Source organism: Paenibacillus sp. FW101-FHT12H11 (assembly GCF_058790355.1).
On the sequence record NZ_JBYTCO010000001.1, the window covers coordinates 203,416 to 222,945 of the forward strand.

Annotated in this window: 18 protein-coding genes; 16 read left to right on the top strand and 2 right to left on the bottom strand. The window is 48.7% G+C overall.

Going from position 1 to position 19,530, the window contains the following annotated elements; all coding sequences use genetic code 11:
- Window positions 1–39 precede the first annotated feature (39 nt).
- From obgE to AC3WTJ_RS01065, 3 genes are all read left to right on the top strand, one after another.
- Window positions 40–1,341: a GTPase ObgE gene (gene obgE / locus AC3WTJ_RS01055; protein WP_127455316.1), complete on the top strand. Its 1,302-nt coding sequence runs from the start codon at window positions 40–42 to the stop codon at window positions 1,339–1,341.
- Window positions 1,342–1,518: 177 nt separating this feature from the next.
- Complete coding sequence (locus tag AC3WTJ_RS01060; RefSeq protein ID WP_492520183.1) at window positions 1,519–2,592, top strand: anthranilate phosphoribosyltransferase; 1,074 nt, start codon at window positions 1,519–1,521, stop codon at window positions 2,590–2,592.
- 183 nt (window positions 2,593–2,775) lie between these two features.
- Window positions 2,776–3,801, top strand: a complete 1,026-nt coding sequence (locus AC3WTJ_RS01065) for a C40 family peptidase (protein ID WP_407869195.1) — start codon at window positions 2,776–2,778, stop codon at window positions 3,799–3,801.
- Window positions 3,802–3,841: 40 nt separating this feature from the next.
- Here the strand turns inward: AC3WTJ_RS01065 and AC3WTJ_RS01070 are convergent, their stop codons facing one another.
- Entirely contained in the window at window positions 3,842–4,351 is a 510-nt protein-coding gene (locus tag AC3WTJ_RS01070) for an NUDIX hydrolase (RefSeq protein WP_157319205.1), read from the bottom strand.
- 166 nt (window positions 4,352–4,517) lie between these two features.
- Between AC3WTJ_RS01070 and AC3WTJ_RS01075 the strand changes: the two genes are divergently transcribed.
- From AC3WTJ_RS01075 to AC3WTJ_RS01095, 5 genes are all read left to right on the top strand, one after another.
- Complete coding sequence (locus AC3WTJ_RS01075) at window positions 4,518–5,000, top strand: ACT domain-containing protein (protein WP_407869193.1); 483 nt, start codon at window positions 4,518–4,520, stop codon at window positions 4,998–5,000.
- 34 nt (window positions 5,001–5,034) lie between these two features.
- Window positions 5,035–6,321, top strand: coding sequence for a homoserine dehydrogenase (locus tag AC3WTJ_RS01080; protein ID WP_127455320.1), 1,287 nt, complete (start codon window positions 5,035–5,037; stop codon window positions 6,319–6,321).
- Window positions 6,322–6,348: 27 nt separating this feature from the next.
- Window positions 6,349–7,326, top strand: a complete 978-nt coding sequence (thrB, locus tag AC3WTJ_RS01085; RefSeq protein ID WP_492520184.1) for a homoserine kinase — start codon at window positions 6,349–6,351, stop codon at window positions 7,324–7,326.
- Window positions 7,323–8,186 carry a prephenate dehydratase gene (pheA, locus tag AC3WTJ_RS01090; RefSeq protein WP_492520185.1) on the top strand — a complete coding sequence of 288 codons (864 nt, stop codon included), beginning with the start codon at window positions 7,323–7,325 and terminating at the stop codon, window positions 8,184–8,186. The genes thrB and pheA overlap by 4 nt, the downstream gene beginning before the upstream one ends.
- 189 nt (window positions 8,187–8,375) lie before the next feature.
- On the top strand, window positions 8,376–9,917 hold the full coding sequence (locus AC3WTJ_RS01095; protein ID WP_492520186.1) for a LysM peptidoglycan-binding domain-containing protein: 1,542 nt from the start codon (window positions 8,376–8,378) through the stop codon (window positions 9,915–9,917).
- Between the two features lie 72 nt (window positions 9,918–9,989).
- On the opposite strand, the gene sigW is transcribed toward AC3WTJ_RS01095, so the two are convergent.
- Window positions 9,990–10,601: an RNA polymerase sigma factor SigW gene (sigW, locus tag AC3WTJ_RS01100; RefSeq protein WP_127455323.1), complete on the bottom strand. Its 612-nt coding sequence runs from the start codon at window positions 10,599–10,601 to the stop codon at window positions 9,990–9,992.
- A 515-nt stretch (window positions 10,602–11,116) separates the two neighbouring features.
- On the opposite strand from sigW, the gene AC3WTJ_RS01105 reads away from it, so the two are divergent.
- The 8 genes from AC3WTJ_RS01105 (at window position 11,117) to yajC (ending at window position 19,492) form a co-directional block, all read left to right on the top strand.
- Window positions 11,117–11,782, top strand: coding sequence for a BofC C-terminal domain-containing protein (locus AC3WTJ_RS01105; RefSeq protein ID WP_157319201.1), 666 nt, complete (start codon window positions 11,117–11,119; stop codon window positions 11,780–11,782).
- A 118-nt stretch (window positions 11,783–11,900) separates the two neighbouring features.
- Entirely contained in the window at window positions 11,901–12,404 is a 504-nt protein-coding gene (gene ruvC / locus AC3WTJ_RS01110; RefSeq protein WP_127455325.1) for a crossover junction endodeoxyribonuclease RuvC, read from the top strand.
- Window positions 12,401–13,030, top strand: coding sequence for a Holliday junction branch migration protein RuvA (gene ruvA / locus AC3WTJ_RS01115; RefSeq protein ID WP_127455326.1), 630 nt, complete (start codon window positions 12,401–12,403; stop codon window positions 13,028–13,030). Before ruvC ends, ruvA begins: the two co-directional genes overlap by 4 nt.
- Window positions 13,031–13,085: 55 nt before the next feature.
- Window positions 13,086–14,096, top strand: coding sequence for a Holliday junction branch migration DNA helicase RuvB (gene ruvB, locus AC3WTJ_RS01120; protein WP_127455327.1), 1,011 nt, complete (start codon window positions 13,086–13,088; stop codon window positions 14,094–14,096).
- A gap of 604 nt (window positions 14,097–14,700) precedes the next feature.
- Window positions 14,701–16,893 (top strand): SpoIID/LytB domain-containing protein, encoded by a 2,193-nt coding sequence (locus AC3WTJ_RS01125; RefSeq protein ID WP_492520187.1) that lies wholly within the window; start codon window positions 14,701–14,703, stop codon window positions 16,891–16,893.
- 10 nt (window positions 16,894–16,903) lie between these two features.
- Window positions 16,904–17,977: a tRNA preQ1(34) S-adenosylmethionine ribosyltransferase-isomerase QueA gene (gene queA, locus AC3WTJ_RS01130; RefSeq protein ID WP_492520188.1), complete on the top strand. Its 1,074-nt coding sequence runs from the start codon at window positions 16,904–16,906 to the stop codon at window positions 17,975–17,977.
- A 45-nt stretch (window positions 17,978–18,022) separates the two neighbouring features.
- Window positions 18,023–19,162 carry a tRNA guanosine(34) transglycosylase Tgt gene (gene tgt, locus AC3WTJ_RS01135; RefSeq protein ID WP_492520189.1) on the top strand — a complete coding sequence of 380 codons (1,140 nt, stop codon included), beginning with the start codon at window positions 18,023–18,025 and terminating at the stop codon, window positions 19,160–19,162.
- A 15-nt stretch (window positions 19,163–19,177) separates the two neighbouring features.
- The gene (gene yajC / locus AC3WTJ_RS01140; protein ID WP_157319197.1) at window positions 19,178–19,492 is read left to right on the top strand and encodes a preprotein translocase subunit YajC; all 315 of its coding nucleotides are present in this window, start codon (window positions 19,178–19,180) and stop codon (window positions 19,490–19,492) included.
- Window positions 19,493–19,530: the final 38 nt, after the last annotated feature.

Consider the following 19,530-nt stretch of genomic DNA (forward strand, 5'->3'; position numbering starts at 1 on the left):
TTTCATTGACCAAAGTCCTATCTTAGTTGAGGTGTAGAAATGTTTGTAGATAAAGCGAAGGTTTTTGTAAAAGGCGGCGACGGCGGCGATGGTTTAGTTGCATTTCGGCGCGAGAAATATGTACCGGAAGGCGGTCCAGCCGGCGGTGACGGAGGCAATGGCGGCGATGTGATTTTTCGCGTCGACGAGGGTCTGCGTACCCTGATGGATTTCCGCTATCAGAAGCATTTTAAGGCGGATCGCGGCGAGAAGGGCCGCAATAAATCCATGCACGGCGCTAACGCGGAGGACATGATCGTTCGCATCCCGCCGGGCACAACCGTGATTGACGATGATACGCAAGAAATCATCGCAGACTTGACGCGCCATGGCCAGGAAGTCGTTGTGGCCAAAGGCGGCCGGGGCGGCCGGGGCAACACGCGTTTCGTCACACAGCGCATCACAGCGCCGGAGATTGCCGAGAACGGTGAGGAAGGTGTAGAGCGCTGGGTTGTGCTGGAGATGAAAGTGATGGCGGACGTCGGCCTAGTTGGTTTCCCTAGCGTAGGGAAATCTACGCTGTTGTCGGTTGTTTCTGCCGCGAAGCCCAAGATCGCAGCGTACCACTTTACAACCCTTACCCCGAATCTTGGGGTTGTCGATGTCGGTGATGGACGCAGCTTCGTTATGGCGGACCTTCCCGGTTTGATCGAAGGCGCGCACGAAGGCGTAGGCCTTGGGCATGAGTTCCTGCGTCATGTGGAACGGACGCGGGTTATCGTGCATGTCGTGGACATGTCCGCAGCGGATGGACGCGATCCTTATCAAGATTTCCTGATGATCAATGAGGAAATAAAGCTCTATAACGCTAAATTGGAGCAGCGTCCGCAAATCGTTGTTGCTAATAAAATGGACATGCCGGAGTCCGAGGACAATCTTGCTTTGTTCAAGGAACAGCTTGCTGCTGATGGCAAAGAGTTTGAGGTGTATCCAATCTCGGCTTTAACCCGTGGCGGCGTGCAGGAGCTTCTCTATAAGATTTCTGACATCGTAGAGAGCATTCCGCAAGCGCCTGAAGTGGAAGGCGTAGCAGAGAAAGAAGAGCGTAAGGTGTATCGCTTCGAGAAACAAGAAGAGAATGATTACACGATTCGTCGCGTAAACGATGTCTTCGTGATCGAGAGCCCTTCGATTGACAAGTTGATCAAACGTACGAACTTCAGCACGCAGGATGGCGTCGCGCGATTCGCCCGCATTTTGCGGAACATGGGGATTGATCAAGATTTGCGCAGCAGGGGTGCTGTGCATGGACAGACGATTCAGATCGGTGATTTTGATTTTGAGTTTGATGAAAAAGGCTAATGGGAACACTCATCCTTTGGGATGGGTGTTTTTTTGTTGTGGCGTGCCCTGATTAATGTCACAATACTTGACATATAAATTGGAAAGTATTACGATTTCCTTATAAAAGCAATTTTTATGTTATTAAACATGACATTGATTTAAGAGCTGGAGCTCTAATAGGAAGGAGGATGAACGATGAAAAGATGGATTCAAGCGATCGGTTCGGGCCAGCAGGGAACCACGCGCGATCTCACGTACGAAGAAGCTTTGGAAGCAGCGCATGAAATGGCCAGAGGAAATTCTACCGACGCGCAATGTGCAGCTTTCTTGATGGCGCTATGTATGAAAGGTGAAGCTGATGAAGAGATGAGGGCGTTTATTGACGTTTTTCACAGCTATGCTCAACCTTATCATCCATTTGCGGATTCGCTTAATTGTGCAGGCCCTACGGAAGGGCGTCAATTTTTTCCCGTTACACTACCTGTTAGTCTCTTGCTTGCCTCAGTAGGTTTCTCCCAAGTGCTGCACGGAGGAGATTCTCTCCCGTCAAGGCAGGGAACAGCCATGCAAGAAATTTTGGAAAGCTTCGGCGTTGCCATGGATTTATCGGCCAAAGCTTGGGAAACCATGCTGTTTCACTTGCACATTGGCTTCCTGCATACTGATCAACTCTGTCCACCGCTTGGAAAGTTGAAACAGGTTCGTGAACAGATAGGGCTGCGAACGGTTATCGATATGATTGAGAAAGTGATGAATCCTGTACAGTCCATGAATATGATTATTGGCGTCAATCAGCGGAAAACGATGGAGTCGCTCATTCCCATCTCTATGAGATCCGGCGTACAAAGTATTTATCTGGTGAACGGTATCGAGGGCTCTGAAGATTTGCCGATTTACCAAAACAGCACAATCCGCATCGTTACCCCTTGGGGAGACGAGTCGCGCGTGGTGGAACCGCAGAAATTCGGTTTTCTGAGCGGCCCCCTGCAGCCCATGGAGAAGGCTGAACAGCTCTCGTCGCTGCGCCGAATTATCGGCGGTGAGAATACCGAAGAGCTGAAGCGGGAGCGTGATCACGTTATTTTTAATGCTGGATTGAGATTGACGTGGTTCGATAAGGTGGGAAGTTATGAGGAAGGCTTTCAATTAGCGGAATCTTTGTTGCAAAGGAGAGAAGCTCAGAAGGTGATGCAGAAATGGGTGGATCAGAGTCAGCGTTTCACACTGCAAGACTATCCTCACAATGATTCCTCTTCAAAAATTGGATAAAAAGACCATTTTGCGGTTAATTCGGCAAAGATGGTCTTTTTTTTATCTCTACCCTCTGAAACAAGCTCCCCCCTGCGAAATGATATAAGAGGCAACGCTTTCGGTGCCGGACAACCTGGCACAAGCAAGATCACGAAAGTCGATGCACAACGTGAAAAGCAGAACGCTAAGGAGGCATACAACATGAAAAAACAAATACTCACCCTAGCGCTGGTTCCAGCACTTATTTTCGGCGCAGTTACCGTTCCTATGGCCAAAGAAGCTTCGGCCGCTACGACGACCACAACTGGTCAAATCGTAAGCTCCGTCAGTTTCCGTCAAGGTGCAAGCACGGATGCTGCACGTATTCGCTACTTGAAGGCAGGCGAGAAAGTAACCATCTTGTCCAAAGTGAATAGCTATTGGTACAAAGTAAGAGCATCCGATGGCAAGGAAGGATATGTAAGCACCGACTCCAAATACATAAAAACGTCTAGCGTGACAACGCCGGATGGTTCCGATAATAACAGCGGTTCAACGTCAACGGGACAAATTGTAAGCTCCGTCAGTTTCCGCCAAGGTGCAAGTACGGATGCTGCCCGTATTCGTTACTTGAAGGCAGGCGAGAAAGTGACCATTTTGTCCAAAGTGAACAGTTATTGGTACAAAGTAAGAGCGTCCGATGGCCAGGAAGGGTATGTAAGCACGGATTCCAAGTACATTAAAACTTCAGGCGTAACATCGCCGGGAGATTCAAACAATAACGGTGGTACAAGCGGCGGAACCGCCAGTGAAAAAGCGCAAAAAGTGATTGCGGCCGGCAAAAAATATTTAGGAACACCTTATGAATATGGCTCTAGCCGTGATAATACCAACACGTTTGATTGCTCTGACTTCGTTCGTCAAGCTTTCTTGGACGGTATTGGGTTGAAATTGCCAAGTGACTCCAGAGGGCAAGGGAGTTATGTGAAATCACTCGGTAACGCCAAAACCGATTGGCATGATTTGAAACCTGGCGATCTCATGTTCTTCATGGATTACAAAGGGACAAGCAAGTCAAATTACAGCGGTATCGATAAATCGAAACAAACGATCTCACACGTGGCCATATACTTAGGCAATGGGCAGATTTTATCGACGTATTCCAAGGAAAGCGGCGGAGTTCGCATTGATTCCTTTGAAAATCGTCACTGGGAATACCGTTTCTTATATGGCGGCAGCGCACTTTAAAATTCAAAAAGCAGACTTCGAAATCGAAGTCTGCTTTTTTTTATACTTCCATAGGATCAACAAATGGATGCCAATGAATGGTAGGTAAATTGCTTTGTTCACTTACGCCAGCAGAACCGATCCAGGGGGTTGTTGTAGGTCCAGCAACTAAATAATGCTCCAGCAAATTGCGGAAAATAAATGGAAGAGGACGTTCTAGAACAAGATCTTTCGGAACCCAGTGCAGCTCACCTTCAGGGGTGGTGATACGGGGATTCACATCGGTGGAGCCGACGTAGAAAAACTGCTGCCGAACTTCTTGTCCATTTAGACGCAGTAAAATATACTGCAAGCGAAGTCCTTGGATTTCATCGTGTTCTATGCCAGTTTCCTCCCATATTTCACGTAAGCACGCGGCACGCGGGTTGTTTAGTTCATCTGGTTCTAAATGGCCCCCGATAGCGGCCCACAGCCCAGGGGACAGTGTGCGCGTTAAAGAGCGTTTCATCATAAGCAATTCATTCCGGCTGTTCCATAGGAGAGCGGTAGACATCATACGCAATGTAATCATGGTGGCGATCCCTTTCTTTTTCTAGTACACTCAGCTTAGCACAAGTAAACTAGCTCCTGCAAAGAAGGTAGTTTCAGAGCAATTTGCCTATTGCTTCAGACCTCGTGATTCGATATAATGTCCTCTATAGGTAAACAATAGTCTTTCTAGAGAGGACGGTAAGGTCGTGCCGGAAAGCAAAGAGTTTCTACAAACGATCAAGCACACCGGTCCTGAGAGGTACTACTTAGTCCGGGAAGATATTTTGCCAGAAGGTGTACTGAAGACAGTGCAGGCCAAAGAGCTGCTCGCTCGGGGTGAAGTGAAGACGATTCATGATGCCGTGGAACAGGTTGGGCTCAGCCGCAGCGCTTTTTATAAGTACAAGGATGGCATTCATTCGCTAAATAAGCTGGAAAGAGAGCGTATCGTAACGATTTCGATGGATTTGGAGCATCGGTCGGGGATTTTGTCCCGCGTTCTTGCGCTTATCGCTAATTTGGAAGGGAATGTGCTTACTATTCATCAGACGATTCCGCTGCAAGGGATGGCCAATGTCGTCATTTCTGTTGAAACCTCAACGATGGGGGAAGAGATTCGTCAGATTTTGGACCGGCTGCAGTCGCAAGAAGGAGTTAAGCGTGCCGTGATTATCGGTCAGGGCAGTTAAGATAAACATACTACTATTCGGGAGGACAAATGAAATGAAACCGATCAAGGTTGGATTACTGGGACTAGGCACAGTAGGAACAGGTGTCGTACGTATTATTGAAGGACATCAAGAGGATTTACACCGTCAGACAGGCTCTGCGATCGAAATTGCCAAAATTTTGGTGCAAGATAAATCAAAGCTTCGCAACATTTCCGTAGACGCGGACAAGCTGACGGAGAATGTTTGGGATGTTATCAGCGATAGCGAAATTGATGTCGTTGTTGAAGTGATGGGCGGCGTTTCCGCTACGAAAGATCATATTCTAACGGCTCTGGGCAACGGAAAGCACATTGTGACGGCGAATAAGGATCTCATGGCGATGCACGGCGCTGAAATTTTGGCGAAAGCAGCTGAGCACGGCTGTGATGTTTTCTATGAAGCAAGTGTTGCCGGCGGTATTCCGATCATCCGTGCACTCGTAGAGGGCTTCTCCTCTGACCGTATTACGAAGATCATGGGGATTGTTAACGGAACAACGAACTATATTTTAACCAAAATGAGCCAAGAAGGCGCTGCTTACGCGGATGTGCTGAAAGAAGCCCAAGCGCTTGGTTATGCAGAGGCTGACCCGACGTCCGATGTTGAAGGACTTGACGCTGCCCGCAAGATGACGATTCTTTCCACACTTGGTTTCCATGCCAATGTTAGCCTTAGCGATGTCGAAGCAAAAGGAATTTCTAAAGTAACAAAAGAAGACATTCAATACGGCAAGAAATTAGGATACGAAGTGAAGCTGCTTGGTATTGCTGAAAATCATGACGGACATATCTCCGTAAGTGTTCAGCCTACGATGGTGAAGAGCTCTCACCCGCTTGCTTCCGTAAATGGCGTGTTCAATGCCGTGTACGTGACGGGCGAAGCGGTTGGCGAGACAATGTTCTACGGAGCCGGCGCAGGCGAACTGCCTACAGCCACATCTGTTGTAGCGGATTTAGTTGCCGTTGTCCAGAACTTGAAGCTTGGTGTGAGTGGGCGCAGGGTGCTTGCTCCTTACAAAGAGAAGAAGCTGAAAACGGATGAGCAAATCGCATGCAAAAACTTCATTCTTTTGCACGTTGAAGATAAAGCTGGTGTGCTTGCGCAAATTACACAAATTTTTGCTGAGCATGAAGTCAGTTTGGAGTCTGTCTTCCAGCATCCCAACAAACACAACCCGAAAGCTGAAATTATCATCATTACGCATGACGCCAACCAAGCCAGCATGAAAAATGTGCTGAAGCAGTTTGAATCCATGGACGTTATCCACGCCATCAAAAGCGTCTACCGCGTTGAAGGCTAATCTATTGAAAAGAGGCGCAATTTCGAAATGAGTTATAAGGCAGTGCAAAAGGTAAGAGTGAAAGTGCCGGCAAGTACGGCAAACTTAGGTCCTGGCTTTGACTCACTGGGGATGGCCTTGAATTTATATGCCTGGATTGATATGGCCATCTCGGAGCAAACCACGATTGATTTGATCGGTGATCAAATGCACGGGATTCCAACGGACAAGACGAATCTCATTTATAAAGTTGCGCAAATGGTATTTCAAGAAGCGGGCGTTTCCCACCCGGAGCTGTCTATCTCGATGTACAGCGATATTCCGCTAACCCGCGGACTGGGCAGCAGCGCGTCGGCGATTGTTGGCGCTCTGGCCGGAGCCAATGCACTGATTGGCAATAAGCTCACAGAATATGAGCTGTTCCAAATTGCAAGCCGCCTGGAGAAGCATCCTGACAATGTAGGGGCGAGCCTTTTTGGCGGCATCGTGGTTGCGTTCTGGGACGGAGAGAAGGCGGAATCCATCCGGATCGAGCCGGACCCGAACCTGGAGGTGCTGGTGGCGATTCCAGCTTTCCAATTGGCTACAGAGAAGGCGAGAGGCGTTATGCCGAAGCAGGTAGCCATGAAGGATGCGGTGTTCAACCTCAGCCACTCATCGCTGCTTGTTGCCGCGCTAATCACAGGCAACCTGGGGATGATCCGCCATGCCATGAAGGACGCGCTGCATCAGCCGTATCGCGCGCCTCTTATTCCCGGCATGAAGACGCTGCTCGAGCAAGCCGAGAATCACGGCGCGCTTGGGGTTGCACTAAGCGGAGCGGGCCCAACCATGCTAGCGCTGGTGGACCAGCGAAGCGGCCGCAAGGCGGAGCTGGAAGGGTTTTTGAAAGAGACGCTGGCTAAGGAAGGTATCGAGGCACAGACGTTGTGGTTAAAGCCAAGCTGTGAAGGTGTAACAACGACTGCGCTGCAGGAAAACGACGGGGATCTCCAGTCCTTCGTAGACAAGGAGGTTCATGCATGAAGCGAGTCGCGATTCTTGGACCGAGCACTTTTTCGGAAGAGGCTACCCGTCATTTTTTGGGCGAGGACTTTACCTATGTTTCTTATAAGTTAATTTCCGAAGTCTTCAACGCAACATCGTCCGGTGAAACGGATCTGGGCGTTATCCCCATCGAAAATACACTTGAAGGCTCCGTCCATCTGCATGTGGACTGGCTTGTTCATGAAGTGGATCTTCCGATTCGGGCGGAGTGGGTGTTTCCCATCGATATGAATCTCATTGGGTACCCTGGTCCTGAGGGGAGAACGGATGATTCGAATCCTTTTGGATATATCCGCAAGGTGCTGTCTCATCACGTCGTGCCTGCACAGTGCAGCCGTTTTATGAAGCAATATTTAAGCGGAGCGGAATTTGAACAAGTCAGTTCTACGGCAGAAGGAGTACGGATTGTTTCTTCTCTTCAGGATCCTTCGGTTGCTGCCATCGGAACGGCCATTGCTTCTACGAACTATGGCGTGCCTATGCTGCAAAAAGAAATCCAGGACCACAAAGACAACATGACACGTTTCTTGCTGGTCGGCAAGGAAGCTTCCGAGCTGAAACCCTCGGAGGACATGAAGACGACGATTCTCGTCACGCTGCCGGAAGATTATCCGGGCGCTCTTCACCAGGTGCTCTCAGCCTTCGCTTGGCGGAGAATCAATCTTTCCAAAATTGAGTCCAAGCCAACGAAGAAAAAACTGGGCACTTATTATTTTTACATTGATATAGCGGGATCCTTGGACTCCGTTCTGCTCCCGTCTGCGATTCAAGAAATTGAAGCGATTGGGTGTCAGGTGCGCATATTAGGCTGTTATCCTAGCTATCCCTATACGAATTAACTCAAAGATCCTCCCGCTCTCCAGCGCGGGGGATTTTTTTTGTCCGAAAGGGGCAAAAGCCTAGAAACGTGCATAAGATGTAATATCATTGTGAATATGTAGGTGGCTTAGCTAGCAGGGTTTATGAAAAATTGCTTGTGAATAAGCTTCCAAAGCCAGTTTTTTCTAACGAAAAAAGGAGGTAAGGTGTTGAAAATCCATATTGTCAAAAAGGGAGATACCCTGTACGAACTCGCAAAAAAATATCATAGTACATTGGATCAGATCATTGCATTCAATCCGCAAATTGCAGACCCCAATGTGCTGGACATCGGCATGAAGGTGAAAATCCCTTCCAAACCGAAGCCGGTCGATCCGCCTGCGTCAGAGTTCGTTTACAAGCACATTGTTCAGCAGGGAGACAGCTTATGGAAGCTTGGAAAAGCCTGGGATGTACCTCTACAGGCGATGATTGGGGCTAATCCGCAGCTGAAGAATCCCAACGTACTTATGACAGGGGAAGTTGTTTTTGTTCCCAAAATGCATCATGGAGCTGCGGACACGACGCATCATTCCCCTCCAAAAGCGTCGACGATGCCTTTCGATCATATGCCGGAGGCACAGCCGACGACGCCAAGCGATGCAAGCCCGCCGCCATATATCCCGGCTCCGGAAGAAACGATGCCAGAGGCAATGCAACCAATGCCAATGCAACCAATGCCTACTGTTCCTGCACCTGCCCCAGAGCAGACTTTGATGCCTGAAGTGCCAAGTGGAGAGCCAGAGGATATTGCGCTGCAAGAACCTTACGAGCAGCCAGCCACTCATCCTTTCAAGCAGTTTCATATTACTGCGACGGAAGTATTCGCTTATCCGGAGGCGAACCAGCAAGAAGCAGCGGCGCATCCGGCATTTATGCCGTATCAACAGCAGCCGTGGGAACAAGCGCCTCATCATACTCAGATGCCCACATTCCCTGTGAGCAACGAGGGGTGCGGCTGTGGGGGCCCTGCCATCATGGAGCAGCCATGGATGACAGGACCAGAAGGATTTGCTGCTAACCCATTAGGAAATCCATGGGAAGGGCAGCATCATGGCTACCATCACGGCATGCCATCAATGCCGTACATGGCTGACATGAACACAATACCATCGATGCCGAATGTGGCTGACATGAACACAATGCCATCGATGCCGAATGTGGCTGACATGAACACGATGCCATGGATGCCGAACATGGCTGATATGAACACGATACCATCGATGCCGAACATAGCTGATATGAACACAATGCCGTCGATGCCAAACATGGCTGACATGAACACAATGCCATGGATGCCGAACATGGCTGACATGAACACGATGCCGTCGATGCCGAATATGCCTTACATGCCCGACTTATATCCGCAAGGATCTCCTTTTGACATGGGGCAATCCGGGCATAATCCGTTTGCTTTTCAACCGGGTCCATATGGAATCCCTTATGCCGGAGCTCACTATCAAGCGCCTTTCGAGTCGCCAATGATGCCGCAAGTTCATACGCATGAACTTACGAAAGAAAGCGACAAAGATGAAGTCGTAGAAATCGATATTCGCACGAACAAGTCAGGGAAAGCCAAACATAGCGGCGGTGCTTCCAAAAAAGCGAAATTGACCGGAACAGATGCGCTCAATGCCTTCGTAAGACGTCAGCAAAGAGCAGTTTTAGACCCCCAGGAATCCAGACCCAATGTTCCTTGGATTAATTTCTGAATAACAAAAAAGCCTCCTAAGTCCACAGTCCGTGGATTGGGAGGCTTTTTAATATTTTAGCTGATGGAACCATTATGCAATCATTCCGATGGTGAAGAAGACCATAAGGCCAACGACGAAATTCATGCCCCATTTCTTGCGGAGCAGCTCCCGCCCGCGGTGCAGACGAGTTTTCACCGTTGTAATCGGCAAGTTAAGCTTGGTGCTAATTTCTTGAAGCGAAAGCTCTTCCAGATAATAAAGCGTAATGACGCTTTTATATTTGTCGGCCAACTTATTGATGGAAGTGTGCATGTGATCTTGGATTTCTGTTTGCAGCACAGCGTGCTCCGGCGATTGATCCTGGCTTGCGAGTTTACTGTAATAGCTGTAATCATCGTCGTGATCGCTCAGCTCAGCATCTAGGGATTGAACAGGCCGCTTTTTGCGCAACAAATCAATCGCGACATTTTTGCCGATCCGATAAATCCAGGTAGAGAAGTTCTGGCTTTCATCGTAGTGATTCAAATTCAAGTATACGCGAATAAATGTCTCCTGAACGATATCCTCCGAATCAGGCCTGTTATGAAGCATGCGGAATGCAAGCTTTTGTATTTTATTCCGGTATAACTCGACTAATTCAACGAAAGCGTTGCGATCGCCTCGTCTGGATAATTGAATTAATTGAAGTTCTGCGACATTCATGGTGTTTCCCCTCCTTAGCGTTTTCGTAAGAAAACTGTCTTCGAAAGATCAGGCTTAGCATTTTCTTGAAGAAAATCAGCTGGCAGCCTTTTCAGATATATATCGTTTTTCATGAATAAGTATGAGAATATTTCATCTACTTCTGACTATATCATTTCTGTGGCAACAGTCAAATTTTATAGTTATTTTATACTCAGAACATTCCCATTATTTGCCGAATTTATGGATGTTTGGTTACTTTTCATGTCAGTGGTCGGAAATGAGGCTGAAGTTGAGCGAGGTGTAGGCACGCCTTTTTCAATTTTGAGTACTTCATTCCAAATAGCAACGGCTCCCCATAATAGGACAACTCCAATAATCAGGAGTGTTGTACGCTTGATTCGTCTTTTACCTTTCATGATAGAGCTTCACCGTCCGTCTTGATTGGTTTGATGCTACTCTCCCTATGGTAAATGATGTATAGCGTCTCATGCAAATGGAAACAATACGAAAAAAGAGAATAGAAGGGGATACCAGTGAATGTACAACGTTTTTTGAAGCATTGGAAAAGAAGGCTGCGCTGGAAACGCAGTTGGTTGACATTAGGGATGATCTTCCTTGTAGGTACGGTTTGCTTCATTGGGTACGCAACAGATGGTTTTTCAGGTACTGACCATTCTCCGACTCAAGCTGCGATGGCTCAATTAACGCCGGAAGACGATGAGCGTCTGAAAGAAGCGGAAGCAACGCTGAAGCGGATTACAGATACTAGGGAAAGCTACCTGCTTAAATCTTACGTTTGCGGTGAAGAGAAGAGCACACTCGGTCAGCAAACCTCAGAGCAGCTGCTTGATATGCAAATGAAACATCCGAACTGGCTGCTCAGTGTCAGCCCTAGCGGAGAGGTCACATTTACCGAGAATATTGAAGATTTGTCTCCGGCATGCAAAGAGAAAGCGGTATTCGGCATTGACGGAAGCAGCAATCTCTCGTTGTTTAACGGCACTCCTGCCAAAGATAACGTGATACGGACATTTTTCCAACTAAATATCAAGCATTTGGAAAGCAGCCTGCCCCCGGATACGGTGGAAAAGCTGCGCGAGGGCATTCGCATCTCGGATATGGAGGAGTATAATAGCGTATTATCAACATTCAGCGATTATGCCGTGGAAGAAACAGAAAAAGCGATGACAAGGCCATAATGGAGCAAAAAAGTGTGGTAGATAAGGGGAAATCCCTAGTCTATCTCTTTTTTTTGTTATCTGCTATAATGAGAAATGACTACATATGTTCGCTTTTTTTAGATGGGAGAGAAATGCTGTGCGTATTCTGGGGATTGATCCGGGGATCGCGATTGTAGGTTTTGGCTTTATTGATAAAATTGGCAGCAAGCTTGTTCCTGTGCAATATGGTTCAATTCAGACGGAAGCACATACCGATCCGGGCCTGAGACTGAAGGATGTCTACGACGCTACAACGCAATTGATAGAAAAGTATAAACCGGACGCAATGTCCATAGAGAAGCTTTTTTTTAACCGAAATGTAACGACGGCATTTACCGTAGGCCAAGCACGTGGTGTCATGATTCTAGCGGGTGTTCAGGCAGGTCTGCCCATAGCGGAATATACGCCTCTTCAAGTCAAACAATCCGTTGTCGGCTACGGGAATGCGGAGAAGAAGCAAGTCCAGGAAATGGTCAAAATATTACTCAAACTATCGCAGGTGCCTAAGCCTGATGATGTAGCTGATGCTCTGGCGATTGCTATTTGCCATGCACATTCTTCTGCTTTGCAATCTAGAATAAATGAGGTCAGAAAAAGATGATAGATTTCTTACGAGGAAAAGTGGCGCTGCGCGAGAGCGAGTATGCTGTGCTGGATGTGAACGGCGTAGGTTATCGAGTATTTTGTCCTAATCCCTATGCGCTTTCGCATAAGGATAATGAAGAAGTTACGATGTTCATTCATTATCACGTGAGGGAAGACGCTCATTTGCTATTCGGTTTTGTCTCGCGAGATGAGCAGGCTTTATTCCGTTTGCTGCTGGATGTGACGGGGATTGGACCTAAAGTGGCTTTGGGTATCCTTGCTGCAGGTGGAAGGCCGGAAGCTGTTATTTTGGCAATTAGCCAAGAAAATTTGGCTTTCCTCACGAAGTTGCCAGGCATCGGCAAAAAGACGGCGCAGCGGATTATTTTGGACCTTAAGGACAAATTAGGTTCAGTGACGTTCTCGAGTCCTGAAGCTGCTGTTGCTTTAAGCGTTGTGGGTTCAGCCCAAATTACGGAGGGCGGCCAAGTTTGGACGGAAGCGAAAGAGGCTCTGATGACGCTTGGTTACACGGAAGCGGAAGTGGACCGCGCATGGCTGCAAGTGAAGCCCAAAGCAAATCCTTCGGATTCTACAGATGTTTTGATGAAGCTTGCCCTGCAAGCCTTGTATACGATGTAGCAAGTATTAGCCAATGAAGAAAGCTTTCCTAGGGAAAGCTCGTAGGAGGATCACCATGGATAATGACCGGATTATATCGGCTAATTTGATGATGGAGGACAACGTCATAGAGTACAGTCTGCGTCCCCGTTATTTGGCTGAATATATCGGCCAGAAGCAGGCTAAGGAGAACCTCAAGATCTATATCGAAGCCGCCAAAATGCGCAAGGAAGCGCTGGATCATGTGCTGCTTTATGGACCGCCGGGGCTCGGGAAGACGACCCTGTCCAATATCATCGCCAACGAGCTTGGCGTGAACATCCGAACAACCTCCGGCCCCGCCATTGAACGGCCGGGCGATTTGGCTGCCATCCTGACGAACCTGCAGGAGGGCGACGTGCTGTTCATCGACGAAATTCACCGCCTCCACCGTACGGTGGAAGAGGTGTTATATCCGGCGATGGAGGATTTTGCCCTTGATATTATCATCGGCAAGGGGCCGAGCGCGCGCTCGGTGCGGCTGGACTTGCCGGCGTTTACGCTGGTCGGCGCGACGACGCGCGTCGGTTTGTTGTCTGCGCCGCTGCGCGACCGTTTCGGAGTCGTCAGCCGGCTGGAGTTTTATACGGTGGAGGAGCTCACCTACATCGTCTCCCGGACGGCCGACATCCTGCAGGTCGGCATCGTCGGTGAAGCCGCGCGCGAGATCGGCATGCGCTCGCGTGGCACACCGCGTATCGCGAACCGCTTGCTGAAGCGGGTGCGCGACTTCGCGCAGGTGAAGGGCGATGGCATCATCACGCTGGACATTGCCAAAGAGGCGCTGAAGCGCATCCAGATCGATGACCTGGGTCTGGATGAGATCGACCATAAGATGCTGAGGGCGATCATCCAGAGCTTCCAGGGCGGCCCTGTAGGGCTGGAGACGATCGCAGCCACCATTGGTGAAGAGAGTCAGACGATCGAAGACGTCTACGAGCCGTATTTGCTGCAAATTGGATTTTTGCAGCGTACGCCGAGAGGGCGAATCGTTACGCCGCAGGCCTACCATCATTTGGGCTTGCCGGTACCGGAACAGCGGTCATGAGGAACTTGAGAGGGAGCCGGGAGGCTCCCTTTTTTCGTTACTTGTTGCTGTCGTATCCTTGTCCTCGTCTTCGAGTTTACATCTAGGCCAGACACTCGTTTACTAACTGTTTGCACTCCTGAGCCATACCTCCTTACTTCCAGCCCGAACACCTGAGCTAGTCACTCCTTTTACTTCCAATTGCTATGTTAGCACCGCTCGCTCGTCCGATTTCAGCCTCTATTCCCTCTTGTGAGCACAAGCCGAAGGCTAACGGACTGAGATGACCCTATTTGCCACTTTTGTCGCAAAATTAGCATCTAACGGACTCAGGAGCCGCTATTGAGCATGAATATGCTTAAAACAGCGACAAAGTCCGTGAATAACGTCACCTCAGTCCGTTAGCGCCTCAAATCCAGCCGAATTTGCCCATGTAACGGCTCCTGAGTCGGCTACGAGATGAGCCTACGCGAGCGACGTCTGAGGTTTCATTTCCTAGAACGACAACATACACCTGAGCAGCAACTTAAAGTCTTACCATTTTATTCTACTAAAAAACAAAACTTCTGCGCTTTGCCAGAGTCTAACTTAGTAGAATGCTGCAAAAGAAAGGAAATATTGTCGAATGAAACGAACAAAAAAGCTGTTAGCCCCCAGAACACTAGCTTTGATTACGACGGCTGCTTTAACGTTTGGAACAGTTCCAGTGTTAACGATTCCTGCGCATGCAGCGGGAATATCGCATTTGGATGAAGTACGTGTTGCCTTATTCATAGATTCTGCCAAATATAAATTAATAGAACCGGTTACGACACTTAGCTCGACTGGCGGAATGGATATCAGTGTACGCAGTTCAGCCGCAGCCGCCGAACAGCTCTGGCTCACTCTCCAAGACAGCACCATCCGCATGTCTTTGGATCAGTACAGTGTCATGATGCTGGAAACGACAGATTTCGCTGCTGCTAAAGGTTTAAGTACGAAACTCGCCACCATGTCAGCGGATGGTTACGTGTTAAGCCGGGTGAAACAAGGAAAAACGGTGTTTCAGGTATTTTACGGCAGCTTCCCTACGATGGAAGCAGCAGAAAGCGCTTCAGCCCAAGCGCTAAAAGATGCGACAGTGGCTGCGTTCACGAAGCAAGCCCCTCCTGCAGTGACAGGGCCGCTCCATTTAAGCGCGGGTACGTTTGCGTCAGAGGCTGCTGCATTGCAGCAAGCGGCTGTTTATGCTGGAGCTGGAATTCAAGCAGATGTAGCCTTGCAAGATGATACCACAGGTAAGCCGGCATATAGTGTATGGATTGGCAACGAAGCGAGTCTTGCTCAGTTAGAAACGGTGAAACAGGCCGCTATGCGTGCGGTTCCTGCCATTCCTTTGCAAGCCGCCAATACGAAGGCGTCCTATCTTATTCGCAAATCAGACGTAACCGCGTCGACGAATGGAACTACACCTGTCCCGCATTTCGCTGCAGGAGCTGGTCAGCAAAAAACGTTGGTTCACTCCAAAGGTGAAGCGATAACTGTAAAAGAAAAAGCAGACCGCAAATATCGTGGCGACATGGAAATCAGTACATATCAGAATAAATTAGCATTGGTAAATGAAGTGCCGATGGAGTCCTACTTATATGGCGTTTTAGGCGCGGAACTTGGCTCCGGATGGCCAGCAGAGGCATTGAAGGCTCAAGCGGTCGCGGCCCGCACGTTTGCCATTAAACAGGGAAATAAATACGAAATCGCTCAAGTGACGGATACGACGCTAGATCAAGCTTATTACGGCATGCAAAAAGAGTTCCCGGCAGGCAATCAAGCGGTTGATGCCACGAAAGATGAAGTCATTTCGGATAAAAGCGGGTTGATTTCACCTGTATTCTCATCGAATTCCGGTGGGAAAACGGCAGATCCATCCGAGGTTTGGGGAAATCCAGTGGGTTATTTGCGCAGCGTGGCTAGTCCTGATCAAGGAGCGGAAAATGGCAAAGCAACATGGTACCGCATTCAATTGACGGATGGCCGTCTGGGCTATGTCTCCGCGGAGTACTTGAAGGATACAGGCCAGAAAGACAAGAACGGTACCCCTTACTACGAGTCTACCGATCAAAACGTCAATGTCCGTTTGGCGCCGTACGTGGACAATACAGCGAATCCTTCTATTGATCAGCTTGCAGCTAAGGAAAAAGTACTCGTCATAGGGCAGGAAAGAGAATCTAATGCCTACTCTTGGATGAGAGGCCCATATACGCCGAGTGAGATGAAGAACAAATTAACGGCGGCAGGGGTAAAAATAAACGGTGAACTAACATCCCTGGAGATATCTGCACGAGGCCCATCTGGAAGGGTTACAGAGCTCAAAGCAAATGGCGTGGTAGTGAAAGTGCCTTATCCTGACGCCCTGCGCACTGTGCTTGGCGGCTTGCCCAGCACCCTGTTTGAAATTGAAGGAGCAGGAAGTTATACTGGTAGTACCCCGCAAGGAGCGAATCTGGCGATCGTGGGGAGCGGAAGTGCCGGGACAGGCACTACAAGCGCTGATACCGTCTATGTGCTTTCCGGTAATCAATCCCAGCCTACCTCGCTCAAGAAAACGGATTTGACCGCATTAGGCACCACAGGGTTGGCTAAACCAACGGATCCAGTTGGAACCCCGAACACACCTACGGTAACACCAACGCAAGGCAAACAATTCGTATTCCGCGGCACAGGATATGGCCATGGATTAGGAATGTCCCAATGGGGAGCAAGAGGTTTTGCAGAACAAGGCTATGATTATAAAAAAATACTTCAGACATATTATACTGGAGTCAACATAACTAAGGAATGAATACACACTCATGGATGTACAAGCATTTGACTTTGAATTACCTGAATCATTGATTGCCCAGACGCCGCTGCTTAATCGCACGGCGTCTAGACTGCTTACGCTGAATAAACAGACCGGAGCAATTGGCCATCAGACTTTTGAACAACTGATTGATTATCTGGAAGCCGGGGACTTGCTCGTGATGAATGATACACGAGTCATTCCAGCACGGCTCTTTGGCATGAAGAAAGATACGGGAGCTAAGGTTGAGCTTCTGCTATTGAAACAGCTCGGTGAAGACCGCTGGGAGGCTCTGGTGAAGCCCGGGAAGCGCATGCAGCTGGGGGCTGTGGCCGTTTTTGGAGTGAACCAGGAGGAAGAGCCTCTGCTGACGGCGGAGGTCGTTGAAGTGGGAGAGATGGGAGCACGCGTGCTTCAATTCAGCTATAAGGGCATTTTTAATGAAATTTTGGATCGATTAGGGGAGATGCCCCTGCCTCCTTATATTAAAGAACAGTTGCCGGAGAGGGAACGCTATCAAACCGTATATGCGAAACACGAGGGCTCGGCCGCGGCGCCAACAGCAGGACTTCATTTCACAGAAGCTTACTTGGAGAAGCTGCAAGCGAAGGGGGTTCGTCTTGCATTCGTCACGCTGCATGTGGGATTAGGCACATTCCGTCCTGTGTCCGTAGACACTATTGAAGAGCATCAAATGCACGCGGAGTATTACGTGCTTTCCGCTGAAACCGCAGCGGCGATCAATGAAACCAAAGCGAACGGGAAACGTGTTGTTGCTGTAGGAACAACATCTGCCCGAACGCTGGAAACCGCCGCAGGTATCAGTCGTGAGCAAGGAGGAGCGGAAGCTGGGAAACCATTAGTTATCCAGCCTTCGCAGGGATGGACGAGTATCTTTATTTATCCGGGATATACTTTTGGGGTCGTGGATGCTCTGTTAACGAATTTCCATTTGCCGAAATCAACCCTTCTCATGCTGATTAGCGCTCTGGCTGGAAGGACGCATATCATGCAAGCTTATGAAGAGGCTGTCCGAGAAGAGTATCGCTTTTTTAGCTTTGGAGACGCCATGCTTATTTACTAAATAGAAACAAAGACTAGAGGAAGCTTAGAATAGGAAGTGGATGTAATGGCAGCAGCAGTAACGTACGAACCGATCAAAACTTGTAAACAATCCGGTGCCCGCTTGGGTCGGGTTCACACCCCGCATGGCGTTATTGAAACGCCGGCTTTCATGCCGGTTGGTACGCAGGCTACGGTGAAAACGATGAGTCCGGAAGAGTTGAAAACGATGGATGCCCAAATTATTTTGAGCAATACGTATCATCTATTCATTCGTCCTGGACATGAGATCGTGAAATCCGCAGGAGGCTTGCACAAATTCATGAACTGGGATCGCCCGATTTTAACGGATAGCGGCGGGTTCCAAGTGTTTAGCCTGAGCAATATGCGCAAAATTACCGAAGAGGGCGTTACGTTTAAATCTCATTTGAATGGCGACAAGCTGTTTCTCTCGCCGGAAGTAGCCATGGAAATCCAAAATGCGCTTGGATCCGATATTATGATGGCCTTCGATGAATGCCCTCCGTTCCCGGCAGAGTACGATTATGTGAAGAAATCATTGGAACGAACGACACGCTGGGCCGAGCGCTGCCTGAAAAGTCACAGCCGACCGGAAGACCAAGGTTTATTCGCCATTATTCAGGGCGGGATGCATGAGGACCTGCGCAGAATGAGTGCGGAGCAGTTGACTTCCATGGATTTCCCGGGGTATGCTATTGGTGGACTGAGCGTTGGAGAGCCTAAGCATTTGATGTATGAAGTGCTTGATTATACAACACCATTGATGCCGGCTAACAAACCGCGTTACCTGATGGGTGTGGGTTCACCCGATGCGTTAATTGAAGGCGCTATCCGCGGGATCGACATGTTCGACTGCGTACTGCCTACAAGGATTGCCCGAAATGGGACTTGCATGACAAGCGAAGGCCGTCTTGTGATTCGGAATGCGAAGTTTGCGACGGATTTTGGCCCGCTGGATCCCAAATGTTCATGTTATACTTGCACAAATTACAGCAGAGCCTATATTCGTCATTTAATTAAAGCGGATGAAACCTTTGGAATCAGATTGACAACGATTCATAACCTTCACTTTCTGCTACAGCTTATGCGCGATGTCAGAGGGGCCATTATGGAAGATCGCTTGCTCGATTTCCGTGATGCATTCTTTGCCTCCTATGGGCTGAATGATAATGAAAGAGGATTTTAAGAAAGGAGGATACCTATGTTTCTATTGGCTGAAACTACAACTGCGAATACTGGCGCGGTAGGATATTTGTATACATACGGGCCGTTAGTGCTCATGTTCGTGGTTCTCTATTTCTTACTTATTCGTCCACAGCAAAAAAGACAGAAAACACGCAATCAAATGCTCGGCTCTTTGAAAAAAGGAGATAAGGTCGTTACGATTGGCGGTCTTCACGGCACGATTATGGAGATCACTGACGACATTTGTGTGCTTCGTGTCAACGATGCAACGAAAATGACTTTTGATCGTTCTGCCATCAATGCTGTTTCACAAACAACAGCAAAGGAATAAAATAAAAAAGCGAGAACCTTCATCAGGCTCTCGCTTTT